Below are 12,869 nucleotides of genomic sequence, written 5' to 3'. Positions count from 1 at the left end.
CCACCGCGTCGCCCCCCAGTTGCACTATAGACCGGCACCGTTGGAATCACGGTTGGAGAAAGCTATCCCGCTAGCCGAGCACCGCCCGGCGCACTTTGACCAGCGCGTCCTCCAGCGCGTCATGCGAGATGGAGCCGATCGCCAGGCGCAGCGCATGCGGCGCGCTTGGCGTGGCGGCAAACGGCTGGGCCGTCGTCACCAGGACGCCTTCGTGCTCCAGGCCAGCGGCGACGCGGTCCGCGCGCAGGTCCTCCGGCAAGGTCAGCCAGAGATAGTAGGAAGCGCGATGCGCTTTGACATCGCAACCGCGCAGCACGCGGCGCGCCAGGCTTTGCCGCAGCCGCGCGTCCTTGCGCTTGCGGTCCTCGAGCTCGTCGACCAGTCCGGCCTCGATCCAATAGCAGCCCAGCGCCACGGTCAGCGTGGGCGTGTTCCAGGTCGAGACGCGGATCGCGCCCTCCAGCGCGGGCACCAGCGCAAGGGGCGCGGCGACAAAGCCCACGCGCAAGCCGGACGCGACGCTCTTGGACAGCCCCGAGACATACACCGTGCGTTCGGGCGCGTAGGTAAACACCGGCTTGGGTGCCGGCTCGGCCAGGAAGGCATAGGCGCCATCCTCGATGAGCAGGAAATCATGCTTCTCGGCAAGCTCGGCAAGCCGGACCCGGGACGGCTCAGCCATCACCGTGCCCAGCGGATTGTGCATCGTTGGCATGGCGTAGACGGCGCGCACCGGACGCCGTTTGCATAACGCTGCCAGGTGCTCCAGGTCCATGCCGTCTACCGTGTGCGGCACCGCCTCCAGGTCAAGACGGTACGTCTGCGCGAGCCGTTTCATGCCGGGATAGGTCAGCGCATCCACAGCCAGGACGTCGCCCGGCTTGAGCAGCCCCATGACCGTCACGGCCAGGCCCTGCTGAGCGCCATTGACGATGAGCACCTGCTCGCCGCTCACCCGGATGCCCCGGTTGCGCAGATGCCTGGCCGCGGTCTGCCGCTCGTGCGCCCGCCCGCCCTGGGGCGCCGAATGCAGCAGCGCATCGAGGTCCCCCGAGGCCGCGATGGTACGCAGGCCATCGCGCAGCATGTCGGCCTGGCCGGGCAAGGACGGATAGTTGAAGGTGAGATCGACCGTGCCGAAACGCACCGGGTGCTGCTCCAGGCCCAGGCCGCGCGGCAGCGAGGTGTCGCGCACAAAGGTGCCCCGGCCGGTCTCGCCGACGACAAGCCCGATGGACTCCAGCTCCCGGTAGACGCGCGATGCGGTGGCCAGGGCGATGCCATGCTGCTTCATCAAGGCGCGAACGGTCGGCAATTGCGTGCCTGGCGGCAGCGCCCCCTCGCGGATGCGCCCCGCAATCTCGTCCATGATGGTTTTGTACCGGGCTGGGATCATGCCTTGGCCTGCGCGCCTTCATAGGATTGTTCTTTGTATCTAGAACAATTTTTTGTTTGTATCAGACACAAAGATTACGCTACCAGCCTCGACAACGTAAAGGGCTCCGCGGAGCTATCTGGAAACCTGGGCATGATCGAATTCGCTACCTTGTCGGTGTTCGCCGCGGCCGTGATGGTGCTGCTGCTGTCACCCGGGCCAAACATGGCCTTCGTCATGGCACACGGCGTCACCTACGGCCTCGGCGGCGGCGCGGCGGCCGCGCTCGGCATTGCCGCGGCAGACCTCGTGCTGACCGTCCTGACGGCAACCGGCATCACCGCCGTGATTGCCGCGTGGCCTCCGGCTTTCGACCTGATCCGCTATGCGGGGGCCCTGTACCTGCTGTGGATGGCCTGGAAAGCGCTGCGCCGCCCGCTGCTGCCGCTGGGCACGGTGACCCGGCAGGCCTCGTTGAAATCGGTGTTTTTCCGCTCTACGCTGAACAGCTTGCTGAATCCGAAAGCGTTGCTGTTCTTCATGGTCTTCCTGCCGCAGTTCGTGGATCCGGGAAAAGGCAACGTGGCCCGGCAGCTGATTGTCCTGGGCTGCGTGCTGACGGCGATCAGCACGGTGTTCCACGGCCTGCTGGGCGCGGCTGGCGGGTCGGCACGGCGGTTCCTGAGCCGCAACCCGCGTGCCGCCGTGTTCCAGAAATACGGGCTTGCCGTGGTGCTGGCGCTGCTGGCGCTGAGGCTGCTTGCCATGCCGAGGGTGTCCTAGCCGGCGAAGATGGCGGGCACTTCCATCCAGATCCTGAAAAGACAATACAAGAAGGACAACACGAGATGTACATCGCAGCCTTTATCTACAAGCCCGGCAAGATCGACGAAGAGTTCCAGCGGCTAAGCGCGGTCATTGACGGCGTGGCGGCCAGCATTGCGGGCTTCCTGGGGGCCGAATCCTGGCGCTCGCCCGACGGAAAGCTGGCCAACGCCAGCTACTACTGGCGGGATCAGGAAGCCCTGCGGGCCTTCGCTGCCCATCCACGGCACCTTGACGCCAAGCGCCAGTACCGCAAGTGGTATGACGGCTATCACGTCGTGGTGTCAAAGGTGGAGCGCGTCTATGGCGACGGCAGCCTTGCTCACTTCACGCGGTTCGGCGAAGAAGAGAAAAAAGGCCGGTCGATCTGACCGGCCAAGCGATCCTCGCGCAAAGCAAGGTCGATATGATTGTTGGCGGCATCCTCCGTGCGCAGGATGCCGCCCAGGTGCTGCTCAGGTGTGGCTCAGGTGTGGTTTAGAAGCGGTGACGCACGCCGACGGTGGCGCCGGTCTGGTTCGCGCCCGGCAGTGCCGTGCCGGCACCGTTCAGGCCCAGGGTGGAGCCCGACTTGTTCTTCACGTAGCCAATGTTCACATAGGCATCGGTGCGCTTGGACAGCGAGTAGTCGCCCGACAGCACGTACATCCACGAATCCGCGCCGCTGTTCTTCATGTCGGTGTAGTATGCCGCGCCGGTCAGCTGGAACGCAGGCGTGAACTTGTACTGCGCGCCTGCCCAGTACACATTGCTGCGGGTGACGGTGGCCGTGGCGCTGGCCGTGCCGTCGTCGCGCAGCCAGCGATAGCCGGCAAACACCTTGGCATCGCCGAAGGCATAGGACGCGCCGATGGCCGCGCGCTTGGCGCTGCGGTCCTTCAGTGCCACCGACGAGCCCTGGAACTGGTCATACGCCGCGCCGACCGAGAAGCTGCCAACAGCGTAGGCCAGGCCCGCGCCGTAGTTGCGGCCCACCTTGCTTTCGCCCGGCACTTCGCTGCCGTTGGTCACCGTGGCATCGCGCCCGGTGCTGTAGAAGCCGGTAGCCGTCAGGCCGCCGAACTTGCCCGTGTACTTGAAGGCGTTGTCGGCACGGCCGTTGAACAGCGAGTCGACACTATTGAGCGAGTAGCGCGGGCCAACGGCCATCGGGTCATAGGCGCCGAACAGGTCGTACAGCGCGTTTTGCTGGCGACCCAGCGTCACGGCGCCGAAATTGCCCTGCAAGCCAACGTACGACTGGCGGCCGAACAGGCGGTTGCCCTGGCCCGAGGCGCCGGTATCGATATCAAAGCCGCTTTCCAGCACGAAGATACCCTTCAGGCCACCGCCCAGGTCTTCGCTGCCGCGCAGGCCCCAGCGCGAGCCCGACAGGTTGCCGGAGTTCATGCGGGTAACGGTGCCACCCGCGGAGCCGGTGGCCGGCATGTGGTTGATGACTTCGATGCCAACGTCGGCGATGCCGTACAGCGTGACGCTGGACGAGGAGGTTTGGGCGAACGCTGCGCCGGAGGCTGCGGCAGCAGCCGCGGCAGTCATTGCAAGGAGAGCTTTCTTCACTGATTTTCTCTGTCTTATGGATGGATGAGGCAGTCTTCCGCCAGCCGCGGGCAACCATGCGATAGACGCCATGAACCGCACCCGTGGCGGCAGACCGCATTGTCGATGCCTTATGTGAAAGCTTGATGTCGCTTTGCATGGCTACATGTCTGCATGACTGCAATTGCAATCATCCAGGCACGCCCCACGCTGCAGCGATCCGGCGGGATGTAGCACAACGTGATGCAAATGGATTTCCGCGAGTCGCCGGCAGCGGGTGAGCAGTGCACCACTTGGCTGCTGCATGGCTTGAGATCCGCCGCAGAAGTTCCCTGCTCCATGGATTTCCGGCGCTAGGGATTACGCGTAGCCACGAGAAATTCTCTTCAACATCGCTGCCCCGAAAGCCGATTGCAAGCCGTCGGAAAGCCGTTTGGAAGATGCCGTTCCTACAGTCTCGACACCCGCTCACGCCCGCGATGAAGTCGCGGTAAGGCAAGGGCGTAAAAACAGGAGACGGAGAGACCACCTCATGCATCGACACACCAACGCACGCTACCGTTCGGGTAGCCGGACCAGAGGGGATCTGCAATGAACACCCCCTCGCGTTTCAAGAAGGACTACTACGGCGGTGGGCTGATGACGCTGATCGGGCTCGCCACGCTAGTGGCCGGCCTGCAATATCGCACCGGCACCCTGAGCCACATGGGGCCTGGGTTCTTCCCGGCAGCGGTAGGGGCGCTACTGGCGATCGTCGGCGTGCTCATCGCCATCTCGGCGCGCAAGGAGCCACCGGCGCAAGCCCAGGCATCCGGACACGGGCATGGCGCCGGCCTGCCGGATCTGCGCGGATGTGCCTGCATCATCCTGGGCGTGCTCGCCTTCTTGCTGCTGGGCAAATATGGCGGCCTGATCCCCGCCACCTTCGCCATCGTGTTCATCTCGGCGCTGGGCGACCGGAGCAATACCGTGAAGCAAGCCGCCATCCTGGCACTGGCGATGTGCGTCATCGCCACGGTCGTGTTCTGGTGGGCACTGCAGTTGCAGCTGCCGCTGTTTGCCTGGGGGGTCTGAACATCATGACCGCGAACGCTCTGCATGATCTCTGGTTCGGCTTTGGCGTTGCCTTCCAGGGCTCCAACCTGATGTGGTCCTTCTTCGGCGTGCTGATGGGAAACCTGATTGGCGTGCTGCCCGGCATGGGCGCGCTGTCGGCCATTTCCATCCTGCTGCCGCTGACCTATGCCATGCACCCGGTACCCGCCATCCTGATGCTGGCGGGGATCTTCTATGGCTCGCAATATGGCGGCGCCATCGGCGCGATCCTGCTCAACCTGCCCTCGCACCCGCCGCATGCGGTCACCTGCCTGGACGGCTATCCGATGACGCGCGCCGGCAAGGGCGGCACGGCGCTGGGCATCACCATGATCTGCTCATTCTTCGCCGCGTCGGTGGGCATCATCGTGATGATCTTCGCCTCGCCGCTGCTCACCGAGATTTCCTTCAAGTTTGGCCCCACGGAGATCTTCTCGATCATGCTGCTGGGCTTGCTGGCCGGCTCCACCATGTCGCGCGGCTCACCGCTGAAAGGCGTGGCAATGACCCTGTTCGGCCTGATCTGCGGCTGTGTCGGCACCGACGTGAACAGCGGCACCTTCCGCCTGGCGATGAACATCCCCGAGCTTAGCGACGGGCTGGAACTGGTCGCCATCGCCATGGGCCTGTTCGGCGTGGCGGACTTCCTGCTCAATGTCAACCGGATGAGCGTGATCGCCAGCAAGGCCAAGCTGCGCATCCGCGACATGCGGCCCAGCCTGGCCGAGCTCAAGACCGCCTTCTGGCCCATGGTGCGAGGCACCGCGGTAGGCACTGTGTTCGGCGCCATGCCCGGGACCGGCCCCACCATCACGACCTTCGTCGCCTATGCCCTGGAGCGCAAGATCTCCAAGACGCCGGAGAAGTTCGGCACGGGCATGATCGCAGGTGTCGCCGGGCCGGAAGCCTCCGCGCACTCCAAGACGCAGGTCGATTTCATCCCCACCATGAGCCTCGGCATTCCGGGCGACGCCGTGATGGCGCTGATCCTGGGCGCGCTGATGATCCAGGGCATCGCCCCGGGGCCGCAGCTGATCAGCGATCACCCCGACATCTTCTGGGGCCTGATCGCCAGCTTCTGGATTGGCAACCTGCTGCTGATCGTGCTGAACGTCCCGCTGATCGGCGTGTGGGTCAAGCTGCTGCAGGTGCCCTACCGCTACCTGTTCCCCTCAGCCATGTTCTTCATCGTGGTCGGCGTGTTCAGCACGCAGAACAGCCTGTTCGAGATCTGGGAAGTACTGGCGTTCGGTGTCATCGGGGCAGTGCTCATGTGGCTCGGGTTCTCGGTGGCGCCCATCCTGCTGGGCTTCGTGCTCGGGCCGATGGTGGAAGAGAACTTCCGCCGCTCGCTGCTGCTGTCGCGCGGCGACATGATGGTGTTCGTGCATCGCCCGATCAGCTGCGTCTTCGTCGTGCTGTCAGCCCTGCTGCTGACCGGGGTCACCTACTCCGCGTGGCGAGCCAGCCGCGGCGCAGGCAAAGGGACCATGCTTGCCGGCGGCGAGCTTGCCGTCAACGAGTAGCCACGACGCAAGCCTGCACCGACGCGGCTAGCCCGGGAAAGGATAGTCCGCGTCGAACGCCGCGAAACGCGCCTGCAGGAACTCGATCAGGCGGCGCTGCCGGTAAGACGGAAACCGGCTCTGCAGGAACACCAGCTGCAGCGGCACGCTGTCCTGGTACCACTCGGGAAACAGCAGCACCAGGCGGGCGGCGCTGACGTCGGCCGCGACATCGAACCAGCTTTTGAAAGCGATGCCATGGCCCGCCAGCGCCCAGTCGCGCACCACCGCGCCATCATCGCTGGTGCGCCGTCCGTTCGCCTCCACTTCCAGCCGGGACTGGCGCGAGCGAAACGGCCAGCGCATGCGCGCCTGCCCGCCCGGCGCCAGGCATAGCATCTGGTGCTGCGCCAGCGCCTCGGGCGACGCGGGTGTGCCGCAACGCGCCAGGTACGCCGGCGCGGCCACCGCCACGCGGCGCGTCAGCGCAAGCTGCCGGCGCACCAGCCCCGAATCCTCCAGCCAGCCCACCCGCACCGCCAGGTCGACATTGCTGCGATACAGGTCGGCAAGCGTATCGCCGATGGACAGCTCAAGCGAAAGCTGCGGATGCGCCACCAGGAAATCGTCCAGCCAGCCACGCAACAAGGCGCGCCCCAGGTCGGCGGGCGCCGACAGCCGTAGCGGCCCGGCCAGTTCCTCGCGCTGCTCCGCCAGTGCGCCCTCGCCCTCCTCCAGCGCCGCCAATGCCTTGCGCGCTGCCTCCAGGAACACCCGCCCCTCCTCGGTCAGGCGCATGCGGCGGGTGGTGCGAGCGAACAGGCGTGCGCTCAGGCGTTGCTCCAGGCGAATCAGGGCCGCGCTGGCGGTGGCGGCGGTCCGGCCCAGTTCGCGCGCGGCCGCGGAGAGGTTTTCAAGCTCGGCCGTGCGGACAAAGAGTTTCAGGTCGTCTAGGGAGTACATTCAAAGCAGGTTTGATAACCATAGTTCTTGTGACATGATTATCAAACTGCACTAGCACAGTAGCAAGTGTGCATTCGCGAGGGGGGCGTCTCGCTCCGGTAGCCCCCATATGATCCACGAGTGCTTCCGGAGGATCCAACTATGCAAGTCTTCAAATGGGGCGACAGCCTGGCTATCCGCTTGCCCAATGAATTGGCGGACGTGCTTGATCTGCATGAAGGCGACGACTTCGAAGTCGTCGTTCGCAACCGTGATGTGCTCCTGGTACTGAACAAGCCTGGCAGGGCCGCCCATCTGGCCAAGCTCCGGCAGTTCCGGGGGCGCCTGCCGCCCGATTTCAGGTTTGACAGGGACGATGCCAACACGCGCGCATCAGGTACGCATTGCTGAGAGTCATCATGCAGGGCGACGTGATCGCCATGGGCATGCCGCCGGTATCCATGAAACCGGGCGACAGGATCGAAATCGATATCGGAGGCATTGGTGGACGAGCGCTTGAGGCGCGCATCACCTCAAAGGCGCCCCGCCAGCTCCGCGGCCGCTTCCTCGTCGGTGCGCTCGAAGCGCAGCGGCGTCACCGAAACGGCGCCACGGCCGACCACCACCGCCTCGCTGTCGTCGGTGTCCGGCTGCGGGCCGCGCGAGAACTGCAGCCAGTGATACGGGATGCCGCGCGGGTCGACATGGGCCCGCACGGCAAGATCCTTGACAAGGCCAACGCCCTGGCGGGTGACGGTGAGCGGGCCGGCGGACCCGGGCTCCACATCGGGGAAGTTGACGTTCAGGCAGGCCTGCTGGTTCCAGCCGGCGGCAAGCAGGCGGCGGATCACGCCGGGGGCCAGCGCGCGCGCCGTTTCCCAGCGCACCGCGTTGCGATCGGTGAAGGCCTGGCTCAGCGCAATGGCCGGGATGCCCAGCAGCACGCCGGTCATGGCGGCGCCCACGGTGCCAGAGAACACGGTTTCGAGGCCGAGGTTGGCGCCACGGTTGATGCCCGACAGGACCAGGCTCGGCGGGGTGTCGGCCATCAGGTGCCGGGCGGCCATGACGACGCAGTCGCCCGGGGTGCCGCTCACGCCAAAGCGGCGCTCGCCCTGCTGGCTGATGCGCAGCGGCGCATGCAGGCTCAGTGAGTGCGAGGTGCCGCTCTGGTCATGCTCGGGCGCGACTACCCAGACCTCGCGCGCCAGCGTTGCCGCCACGGCTTCGAGCACGGCCAGCCCGGGGGCGTCGATGCCGTCATCGTTGGTGAGGAGTACGCGTTCCAATAAGGGTTCGGACATGGTGATAGAGGACCGTAGGTTGACGAATGCTGCGCTGCCTTGCGCGGCACGCTGCGTGCGGCATGGCAGCCGGGGCTAACGCCAGACTATAAACCGAAGCCGTGACGGTTCGGCCACGCGTTGCCGGATTTGCCAAGACAGGACGGCATCGGGCGACTAGCCTGCAGCCCATTGTCGATCATTGCCGCGCCCGCGCGCCGCCGGCGCGCTGAAACACCATGCCCTCATCCCGCTTCAGCGTCCCCGCTTCGGCCGCCTGGTTGTCCAGCCTGGCTTTTGTCCTGATCTGGTCGACCGGATTCATCGTGGGCCGGGCCATCGTGCCCGTGGCCCAGCCCAGCCTGTTCCTGCTGGCCCGCTTCTCGCTGGCGGCCGTGCTGTTCGCAGCTGTGGCCGTGGCCGGCGCAGCGCGCTGGCCAGCGCTGCGCGAAGTGCCGCGGCACTTGCTGGCGGGCGCGCTCCTGCACGGCAGCTACCTGGGCGGCGGTTACTGGGCCATCGCGCATGGCCTTGCGCCGTCGGCCATGGCCTTGCTCGGTGCATTGCAACCGCTGCTGACCGCGCTGCTGGCAATCCCGCTGCTGGGGGAGTTTCCGTCCCGGCAGGGCTGGGGCGGGCTTGCACTGGGCTCCCTGGGCGTAGTATTGGTGGTGGCACCCGCCACCTTGGCCAGCGCACCCAGCCCCGTTTCGCCGTGGGTGGTACTGGTGGCGGTCATCTCCATCCTCTCCATCACCATGGGCACGATCCTGCAGAAAACCTCGATTGCCGCGGCCGACCTGCGCGCCAGCATGGCCTGGCAGAACGTGGGCGGTGCCCTGGTGGCCGGCGCGCTGGCATGGCTGCTGGGCGAGTCGCACTGGCAGCCGGGCATGGCGCTTTGGTCCGCACTGGCCTGGGCCACGCTGGTGCTGTCGGGCCTGGGCACCTATCTGCTGGTGCGCATCGTCAGGCGCGGGCAGGCTGCCACCGCCGCGTCGCTGATGTTCCTGGCGCCGCCGCTGGCGGCGCTGCAGGCCTGGCTGCTGTTTGGCGACAAGCTCGGGGTCCTGCAGTTACTTGGCCTGCTCGTTGCCGGCATTGGGGTCTGGCTATGCCAGGCCGCCCAGGGCGCCGGGATCCCTCGCAAAACCCGCCATGCCGCCGCACGATGACGATGCTGTGCTGCTAGCCCAGGCGGGCCGGCCGGCGCCGCTGGTGGAGACCCGCGTCTACCAGCCAGAACGGGAGTGGCATCGCCATGACTACCATCAGGTCCTGTTCGGACTGGACGGTGCCTGCGAGCTGGAAATCGGCGGCCACCTGCACCGGCTCGATCCCTGCGGCGGGCTGATCGTGCCCGCCGGGGAGCGTCACGACTTCCTTGGGCTGGCCGACAACCGGCAGTTGGTGCTGGACATTCCGCCGGGCTCGCTCGCGTTGCCGGCCGCGCTGATGGACCGGCCCAAAGCGTTTGCCATCACGGACGGCTGGAGCGAACGAGTGCGGCGCCTGGCTACGCTGCCTCAGGCAACCAGCTCCCGGCAACATCACTGGCAACTGGCCGCTACCCTTGCCGCCGACCTGGCGCAGGCGTTGGGCGTGGGCGGCCAAGCCCAGCCCACGCATTTTCCGCTGGCGCAAATCGACGCCTACCTGCGCCAGCACCTGGACGCGCCACTGCGGGCCGACCAGCTCGCGGCGCAGTTCGGCTGGAGCGTGCGGCGCTTCCATACCCTGTTCTGCGACGCCTTTGGCGATACGCCGCATCGCTACCAGACACGCCTGCGGCTGGACCAGGCCGCGCGCCTGCTGGCGGACCGGGCCCAGCCGCTGGCGGATATCTCGCTGGCCCTAGGCTTTCCCGACCAGACCACCTTTACGCGCAGCTTCACCCAGCGCTTCGGCATGCCACCGGGGGCATGGCGCGCGGGCCTCGGGCTGGCGAACATCGCCTTGCCGGCATCGCGCTAGCGCGCGAGCGGCGGTCCAGCACCAGGGCTAAGTCCCCCCCTGCGTTGCCTTTCCATGCAGTACCCTGCGCGTGCCGTGATGCGGGTGTGGCACGCGCAAGCGCGCCGGCCACGCTAGAATTACCCCCGGACCATCAACCGCCAGGGGAGCAGGATGTCAGACGCGCTTGCCACACCCAGCAGGACCAGCGAGGCGAGCACCGAGGCCAAGGCCGCCGCCGTGGTCGCTGCCCTCGCCAAGGCCGAGATCGACCAGGCCGACCATGCCATGCGCAACTGGACCGACCCCGAGCCCGGGCCGATCCGCATCGGCTCGCCGCAGCATTTGCGCATGTTCTGCAATATGCTGCTGCAAACCCACAACCCCTACAAACCCGCCGTCATCGATTGGCCCAGGCTTGACCCGGATGCCTTGCACCGGGTGACCTCGCTGCCGATATGGGATATCGCGGTACAGACCGAAGGCCGTGCCTCCGTGCGGGTGCAGGCCTTCGCCGATACCGTGACCGCCCCCCTGCTGCGCAGCGCGCTGGAAATGGATGGTGGCGAGGAGGCACGCCACAAGGTGGTGCTGTCGAAACTGGTAGAAGCCTACGGCATCGCCCTGGCACCCGAGCCTGAGTACCGCCCGCCGGCTGACGTGGAGTGGGGCTGGCTGGTCACAGGCTACAGCGAGTGCATCGATAGTTTTTTTGCCTTTGGCCTGTTTGCCGCGGCCAAGCGCTCAGGCTTCTTCCCCGTGGAACTGGTGGAAACGTTCGAGCCGGTCATCCAGGAGGAAGGCCGCCATATCCTGTTCTTCGTCAACTGGGCGGCATGGTATCGCCGCAACCTGCCCTGGTGGCGGCGCCCGCTTTACACGCTCAAGGTGATGCGGGTGTGGGCCTTCCTGATCTGGGAGCGCGTCGGCATTGCGCGCGGCATCGATGCCGATGGCGTGGCCAAGGACGCCAATTTCCCCATGAACAGCACGTCCTCGCTAGCCGAAGCCCTGTCGCCGCGGGCGATGATCGAGCTTTGCCTGGCCGAGAACGATCGCCGCATGGCCGGCTACGATCCGCGCCTGCTGCGCCCTGAAACCGTGCCCAAAGTTGCCCGGCTTGCCCGGCGCCTGTTGCGCTGATGCGTGATGCGCTGATGCCGTCGCTGCCCTACCCATCCTGTCCTGGAGTTTTTTGAGATGTTTGTGTTGTCCCTGATCTCGCTCGCCATCTGGTGCGTGCTGCTTGCCGGCCGTGCCGGCTTCTGGCGAGTGCGCAAGCCCGGCCCCGCGCCCGCGCCCGCGCAATGGCCTGAGGTGGTTGCCATCATCCCGGCTCGCAACGAAGCGGACGTGATTGGCGGCGCCGTGGCCAGCGTGCTGGGCCAGGACTATCCGGCAGCGCTGCGGCTGGTGGTGGTGGATGACCATAGCACCGACGGCACCGCCGACCTCGCGCGCAGCGCCGCGGCGGCGTTGGGCAAGGCAGATGCGCTGACCGTGATCACGGCGCGCGACCTGCCGGCCGGCTGGAGCGGCAAGGTCTGGGCGCAGTCCGAAGGCCTCGCAGCCGCCGACAAGGCAGCGCCCGGAGCCGGCTGGGTATGGCTGACGGACGCAGACATCCACCACGGCAATAGCGTGCTGGCCCGGTTGGTGGCGCGTGCCGCGCATGAGCAGCGGGACCTGGTGTCGTTGATGGTGCGGCTGCGCTGCGCATCGTGGTGGGAGCGCCTGATCGTCCCGGCCTTTGTGTTCTTCTTTGCCAAGCTCTACCCGTTTGCGCGAGTGAACAATCCGCGCAGCGGCGTGGCGGCGGCCGCCGGCGGCTGCATGCTGGCGCGCCGTACCGCGCTGGCCCGCATTGGTGGATTTGCCGCGATCCGGGGCGAACTGATCGATGACTGCAGCCTGGCCGCCTGCATCAAGCAAGGCGGCTCGATCCGCCTTGACCTGGCCGACGACAGCATTTCCGTGCGTCCCTACGATGACTGGCGCAGCCTGTGGGACATGATTGCCCGCAGCGCCTACACCCAATTGCATTACTCGCCGCTGCTGCTGGCCGGCGCCGTGGCCGGCATGGTCCTCACCTACCTGGCGCCGCCCTTGCTGGCGCTCGGCGGCGGCCTGCGGCTGTGGCCGGCATGGGCCGCCTGGCTGGCCATGGCGCTGGCCTACGTGCCCATGCTGCGTGAATACCGCCAGCCGCTCTGGCTGGCCCCCCTGCTGCCGGTGACGGCGTTGTTCTACCTCGGCGCCACGGTCGACTCCGCGCGCCGCTACTGGCTGCGCAAAGGCGGCCAGTGGAAGGGACGCGCGCAGGCGCCCCAACGGGGCTGACCGTCGGGGCTT

General features: G+C 66.7%; 13 protein-coding genes. 9 read left to right on the top strand and 4 right to left on the bottom strand.

The window, feature by feature from the left end:
• Positions 1 to 70 precede the first annotated feature (70 nt).
• Positions 71 to 1,396 carry an aminotransferase-like domain-containing protein gene (locus tag AC07XB_RS25675; RefSeq protein ID WP_492814102.1) on the bottom strand — a complete coding sequence of 442 codons (1,326 nt, stop codon included), beginning with the start codon at positions 1,394 to 1,396 and terminating at the stop codon, positions 71 to 73.
• 132 nt (positions 1,397 to 1,528) lie between these two features.
• On the opposite strand from AC07XB_RS25675, the gene AC07XB_RS25670 reads away from it, so the two are divergent.
• Entirely contained in the window at positions 1,529 to 2,158 is a 630-nt protein-coding gene (locus AC07XB_RS25670; RefSeq protein ID WP_492372994.1) for a LysE family translocator, read from the top strand.
• A 65-nt stretch (positions 2,159 to 2,223) separates the two neighbouring features.
• The gene (locus AC07XB_RS25665) at positions 2,224 to 2,571 is read left to right on the top strand and encodes an antibiotic biosynthesis monooxygenase family protein (protein WP_492829643.1); all 348 of its coding nucleotides are present in this window, start codon (positions 2,224 to 2,226) and stop codon (positions 2,569 to 2,571) included.
• A gap of 106 nt (positions 2,572 to 2,677) precedes the next feature.
• Here the strand turns inward: AC07XB_RS25665 and AC07XB_RS25660 are convergent, their stop codons facing one another.
• On the bottom strand, positions 2,678 to 3,760 hold the full coding sequence (locus tag AC07XB_RS25660; protein WP_492829645.1) for a porin: 1,083 nt from the start codon (positions 3,758 to 3,760) through the stop codon (positions 2,678 to 2,680).
• Between the two features lie 570 nt (positions 3,761 to 4,330).
• On the opposite strand from AC07XB_RS25660, the gene AC07XB_RS25655 reads away from it, so the two are divergent.
• Both AC07XB_RS25655 and AC07XB_RS25650 read left to right on the top strand, forming a co-directional pair.
• Entirely contained in the window at positions 4,331 to 4,813 is a 483-nt protein-coding gene (locus AC07XB_RS25655; protein ID WP_253931946.1) for a tripartite tricarboxylate transporter TctB family protein, read from the top strand.
• Positions 4,814 to 4,818: 5 nt separating this feature from the next.
• Positions 4,819 to 6,360 carry a tripartite tricarboxylate transporter permease gene (locus AC07XB_RS25650; protein WP_492829647.1) on the top strand — a complete coding sequence of 514 codons (1,542 nt, stop codon included), beginning with the start codon at positions 4,819 to 4,821 and terminating at the stop codon, positions 6,358 to 6,360.
• Positions 6,361 to 6,387: 27 nt separating this feature from the next.
• Here the strand turns inward: AC07XB_RS25650 and AC07XB_RS25645 are convergent, their stop codons facing one another.
• On the bottom strand, positions 6,388 to 7,302 hold the full coding sequence (locus AC07XB_RS25645; RefSeq protein ID WP_150991297.1) for a LysR family transcriptional regulator: 915 nt from the start codon (positions 7,300 to 7,302) through the stop codon (positions 6,388 to 6,390).
• A 141-nt stretch (positions 7,303 to 7,443) separates the two neighbouring features.
• Between AC07XB_RS25645 and AC07XB_RS25640 the strand changes: the two genes are divergently transcribed.
• Positions 7,444 to 7,692 carry an AbrB/MazE/SpoVT family DNA-binding domain-containing protein gene (locus AC07XB_RS25640; RefSeq protein ID WP_492372999.1) on the top strand — a complete coding sequence of 83 codons (249 nt, stop codon included), beginning with the start codon at positions 7,444 to 7,446 and terminating at the stop codon, positions 7,690 to 7,692.
• A gap of 122 nt (positions 7,693 to 7,814) precedes the next feature.
• Here AC07XB_RS25640 and surE read toward each other — a convergent pair whose 3' ends face one another.
• The gene (surE, locus tag AC07XB_RS25635) at positions 7,815 to 8,585 is read right to left on the bottom strand and encodes a 5'/3'-nucleotidase SurE (protein ID WP_492373000.1); all 771 of its coding nucleotides are present in this window, start codon (positions 8,583 to 8,585) and stop codon (positions 7,815 to 7,817) included.
• Positions 8,586 to 8,803: 218 nt separating this feature from the next.
• On the opposite strand from surE, the gene AC07XB_RS25630 reads away from it, so the two are divergent.
• The 4 genes from AC07XB_RS25630 to AC07XB_RS25615 all read left to right on the top strand — a co-directional run bounded on the left by AC07XB_RS25630 (position 8,804) and on the right by AC07XB_RS25615 (position 12,857).
• On the top strand, positions 8,804 to 9,739 hold the full coding sequence (locus AC07XB_RS25630) for a DMT family transporter (protein WP_492373001.1): 936 nt from the start codon (positions 8,804 to 8,806) through the stop codon (positions 9,737 to 9,739).
• The gene (locus tag AC07XB_RS25625; protein ID WP_492373002.1) at positions 9,723 to 10,538 is read left to right on the top strand and encodes a helix-turn-helix transcriptional regulator; all 816 of its coding nucleotides are present in this window, start codon (positions 9,723 to 9,725) and stop codon (positions 10,536 to 10,538) included. The genes AC07XB_RS25630 and AC07XB_RS25625 overlap by 17 nt, the downstream gene beginning before the upstream one ends.
• Before the next feature lie 153 nt (positions 10,539 to 10,691).
• Entirely contained in the window at positions 10,692 to 11,660 is a 969-nt protein-coding gene (locus tag AC07XB_RS25620) for a ferritin-like domain-containing protein (protein WP_492373003.1), read from the top strand.
• 57 nt (positions 11,661 to 11,717) lie between these two features.
• Entirely contained in the window at positions 11,718 to 12,857 is a 1,140-nt protein-coding gene (locus AC07XB_RS25615; RefSeq protein ID WP_492829650.1) for a glycosyltransferase, read from the top strand.
• Positions 12,858 to 12,869: the final 12 nt, after the last annotated feature.

This window comes from Cupriavidus sp. GW821-FHT02F09 (assembly GCF_059421605.1).
Note: the sequence above shows the minus strand (reverse complement) of the source record. Positions and strands in the feature narration are given on the sequence as shown.

What these genes read in the sequence shown, in the direction of transcription:
- AC07XB_RS25645 (WP_150991297.1), bottom strand. Translation starts at nt 7,302, where the DNA reads ATGTACTCCCTAGACGACCTGAAACTCTTTGTCCGCACGGCCGAGCTT.
- AC07XB_RS25670 (WP_492372994.1), top strand. Translation starts at nt 1,529, where the DNA reads ATGATCGAATTCGCTACCTTGTCGGTGTTCGCCGCGGCCGTGATGGTG.
- AC07XB_RS25675 (WP_492814102.1), bottom strand. Translation starts at nt 1,396, where the DNA reads ATGATCCCAGCCCGGTACAAAACCATCATGGACGAGATTGCGGGGCGC.
- AC07XB_RS25650 (WP_492829647.1), top strand. Translation starts at nt 4,819, where the DNA reads ATGACCGCGAACGCTCTGCATGATCTCTGGTTCGGCTTTGGCGTTGCC.
- AC07XB_RS25620 (WP_492373003.1), top strand. Translation starts at nt 10,692, where the DNA reads ATGTCAGACGCGCTTGCCACACCCAGCAGGACCAGCGAGGCGAGCACC.
- AC07XB_RS25625 (WP_492373002.1), top strand. Translation starts at nt 9,723, where the DNA reads ATGCCGCCGCACGATGACGATGCTGTGCTGCTAGCCCAGGCGGGCCGG.
- AC07XB_RS25640 (WP_492372999.1), top strand. Translation starts at nt 7,444, where the DNA reads ATGCAAGTCTTCAAATGGGGCGACAGCCTGGCTATCCGCTTGCCCAAT.
- AC07XB_RS25615 (WP_492829650.1), top strand. Translation starts at nt 11,718, where the DNA reads ATGTTTGTGTTGTCCCTGATCTCGCTCGCCATCTGGTGCGTGCTGCTT.
- AC07XB_RS25630 (WP_492373001.1), top strand. Translation starts at nt 8,804, where the DNA reads ATGCCCTCATCCCGCTTCAGCGTCCCCGCTTCGGCCGCCTGGTTGTCC.
- AC07XB_RS25655 (WP_253931946.1), top strand. Translation starts at nt 4,331, where the DNA reads ATGAACACCCCCTCGCGTTTCAAGAAGGACTACTACGGCGGTGGGCTG.
- surE (WP_492373000.1), bottom strand. Translation starts at nt 8,585, where the DNA reads ATGTCCGAACCCTTATTGGAACGCGTACTCCTCACCAACGATGACGGC.
- AC07XB_RS25665 (WP_492829643.1), top strand. Translation starts at nt 2,224, where the DNA reads ATGTACATCGCAGCCTTTATCTACAAGCCCGGCAAGATCGACGAAGAG.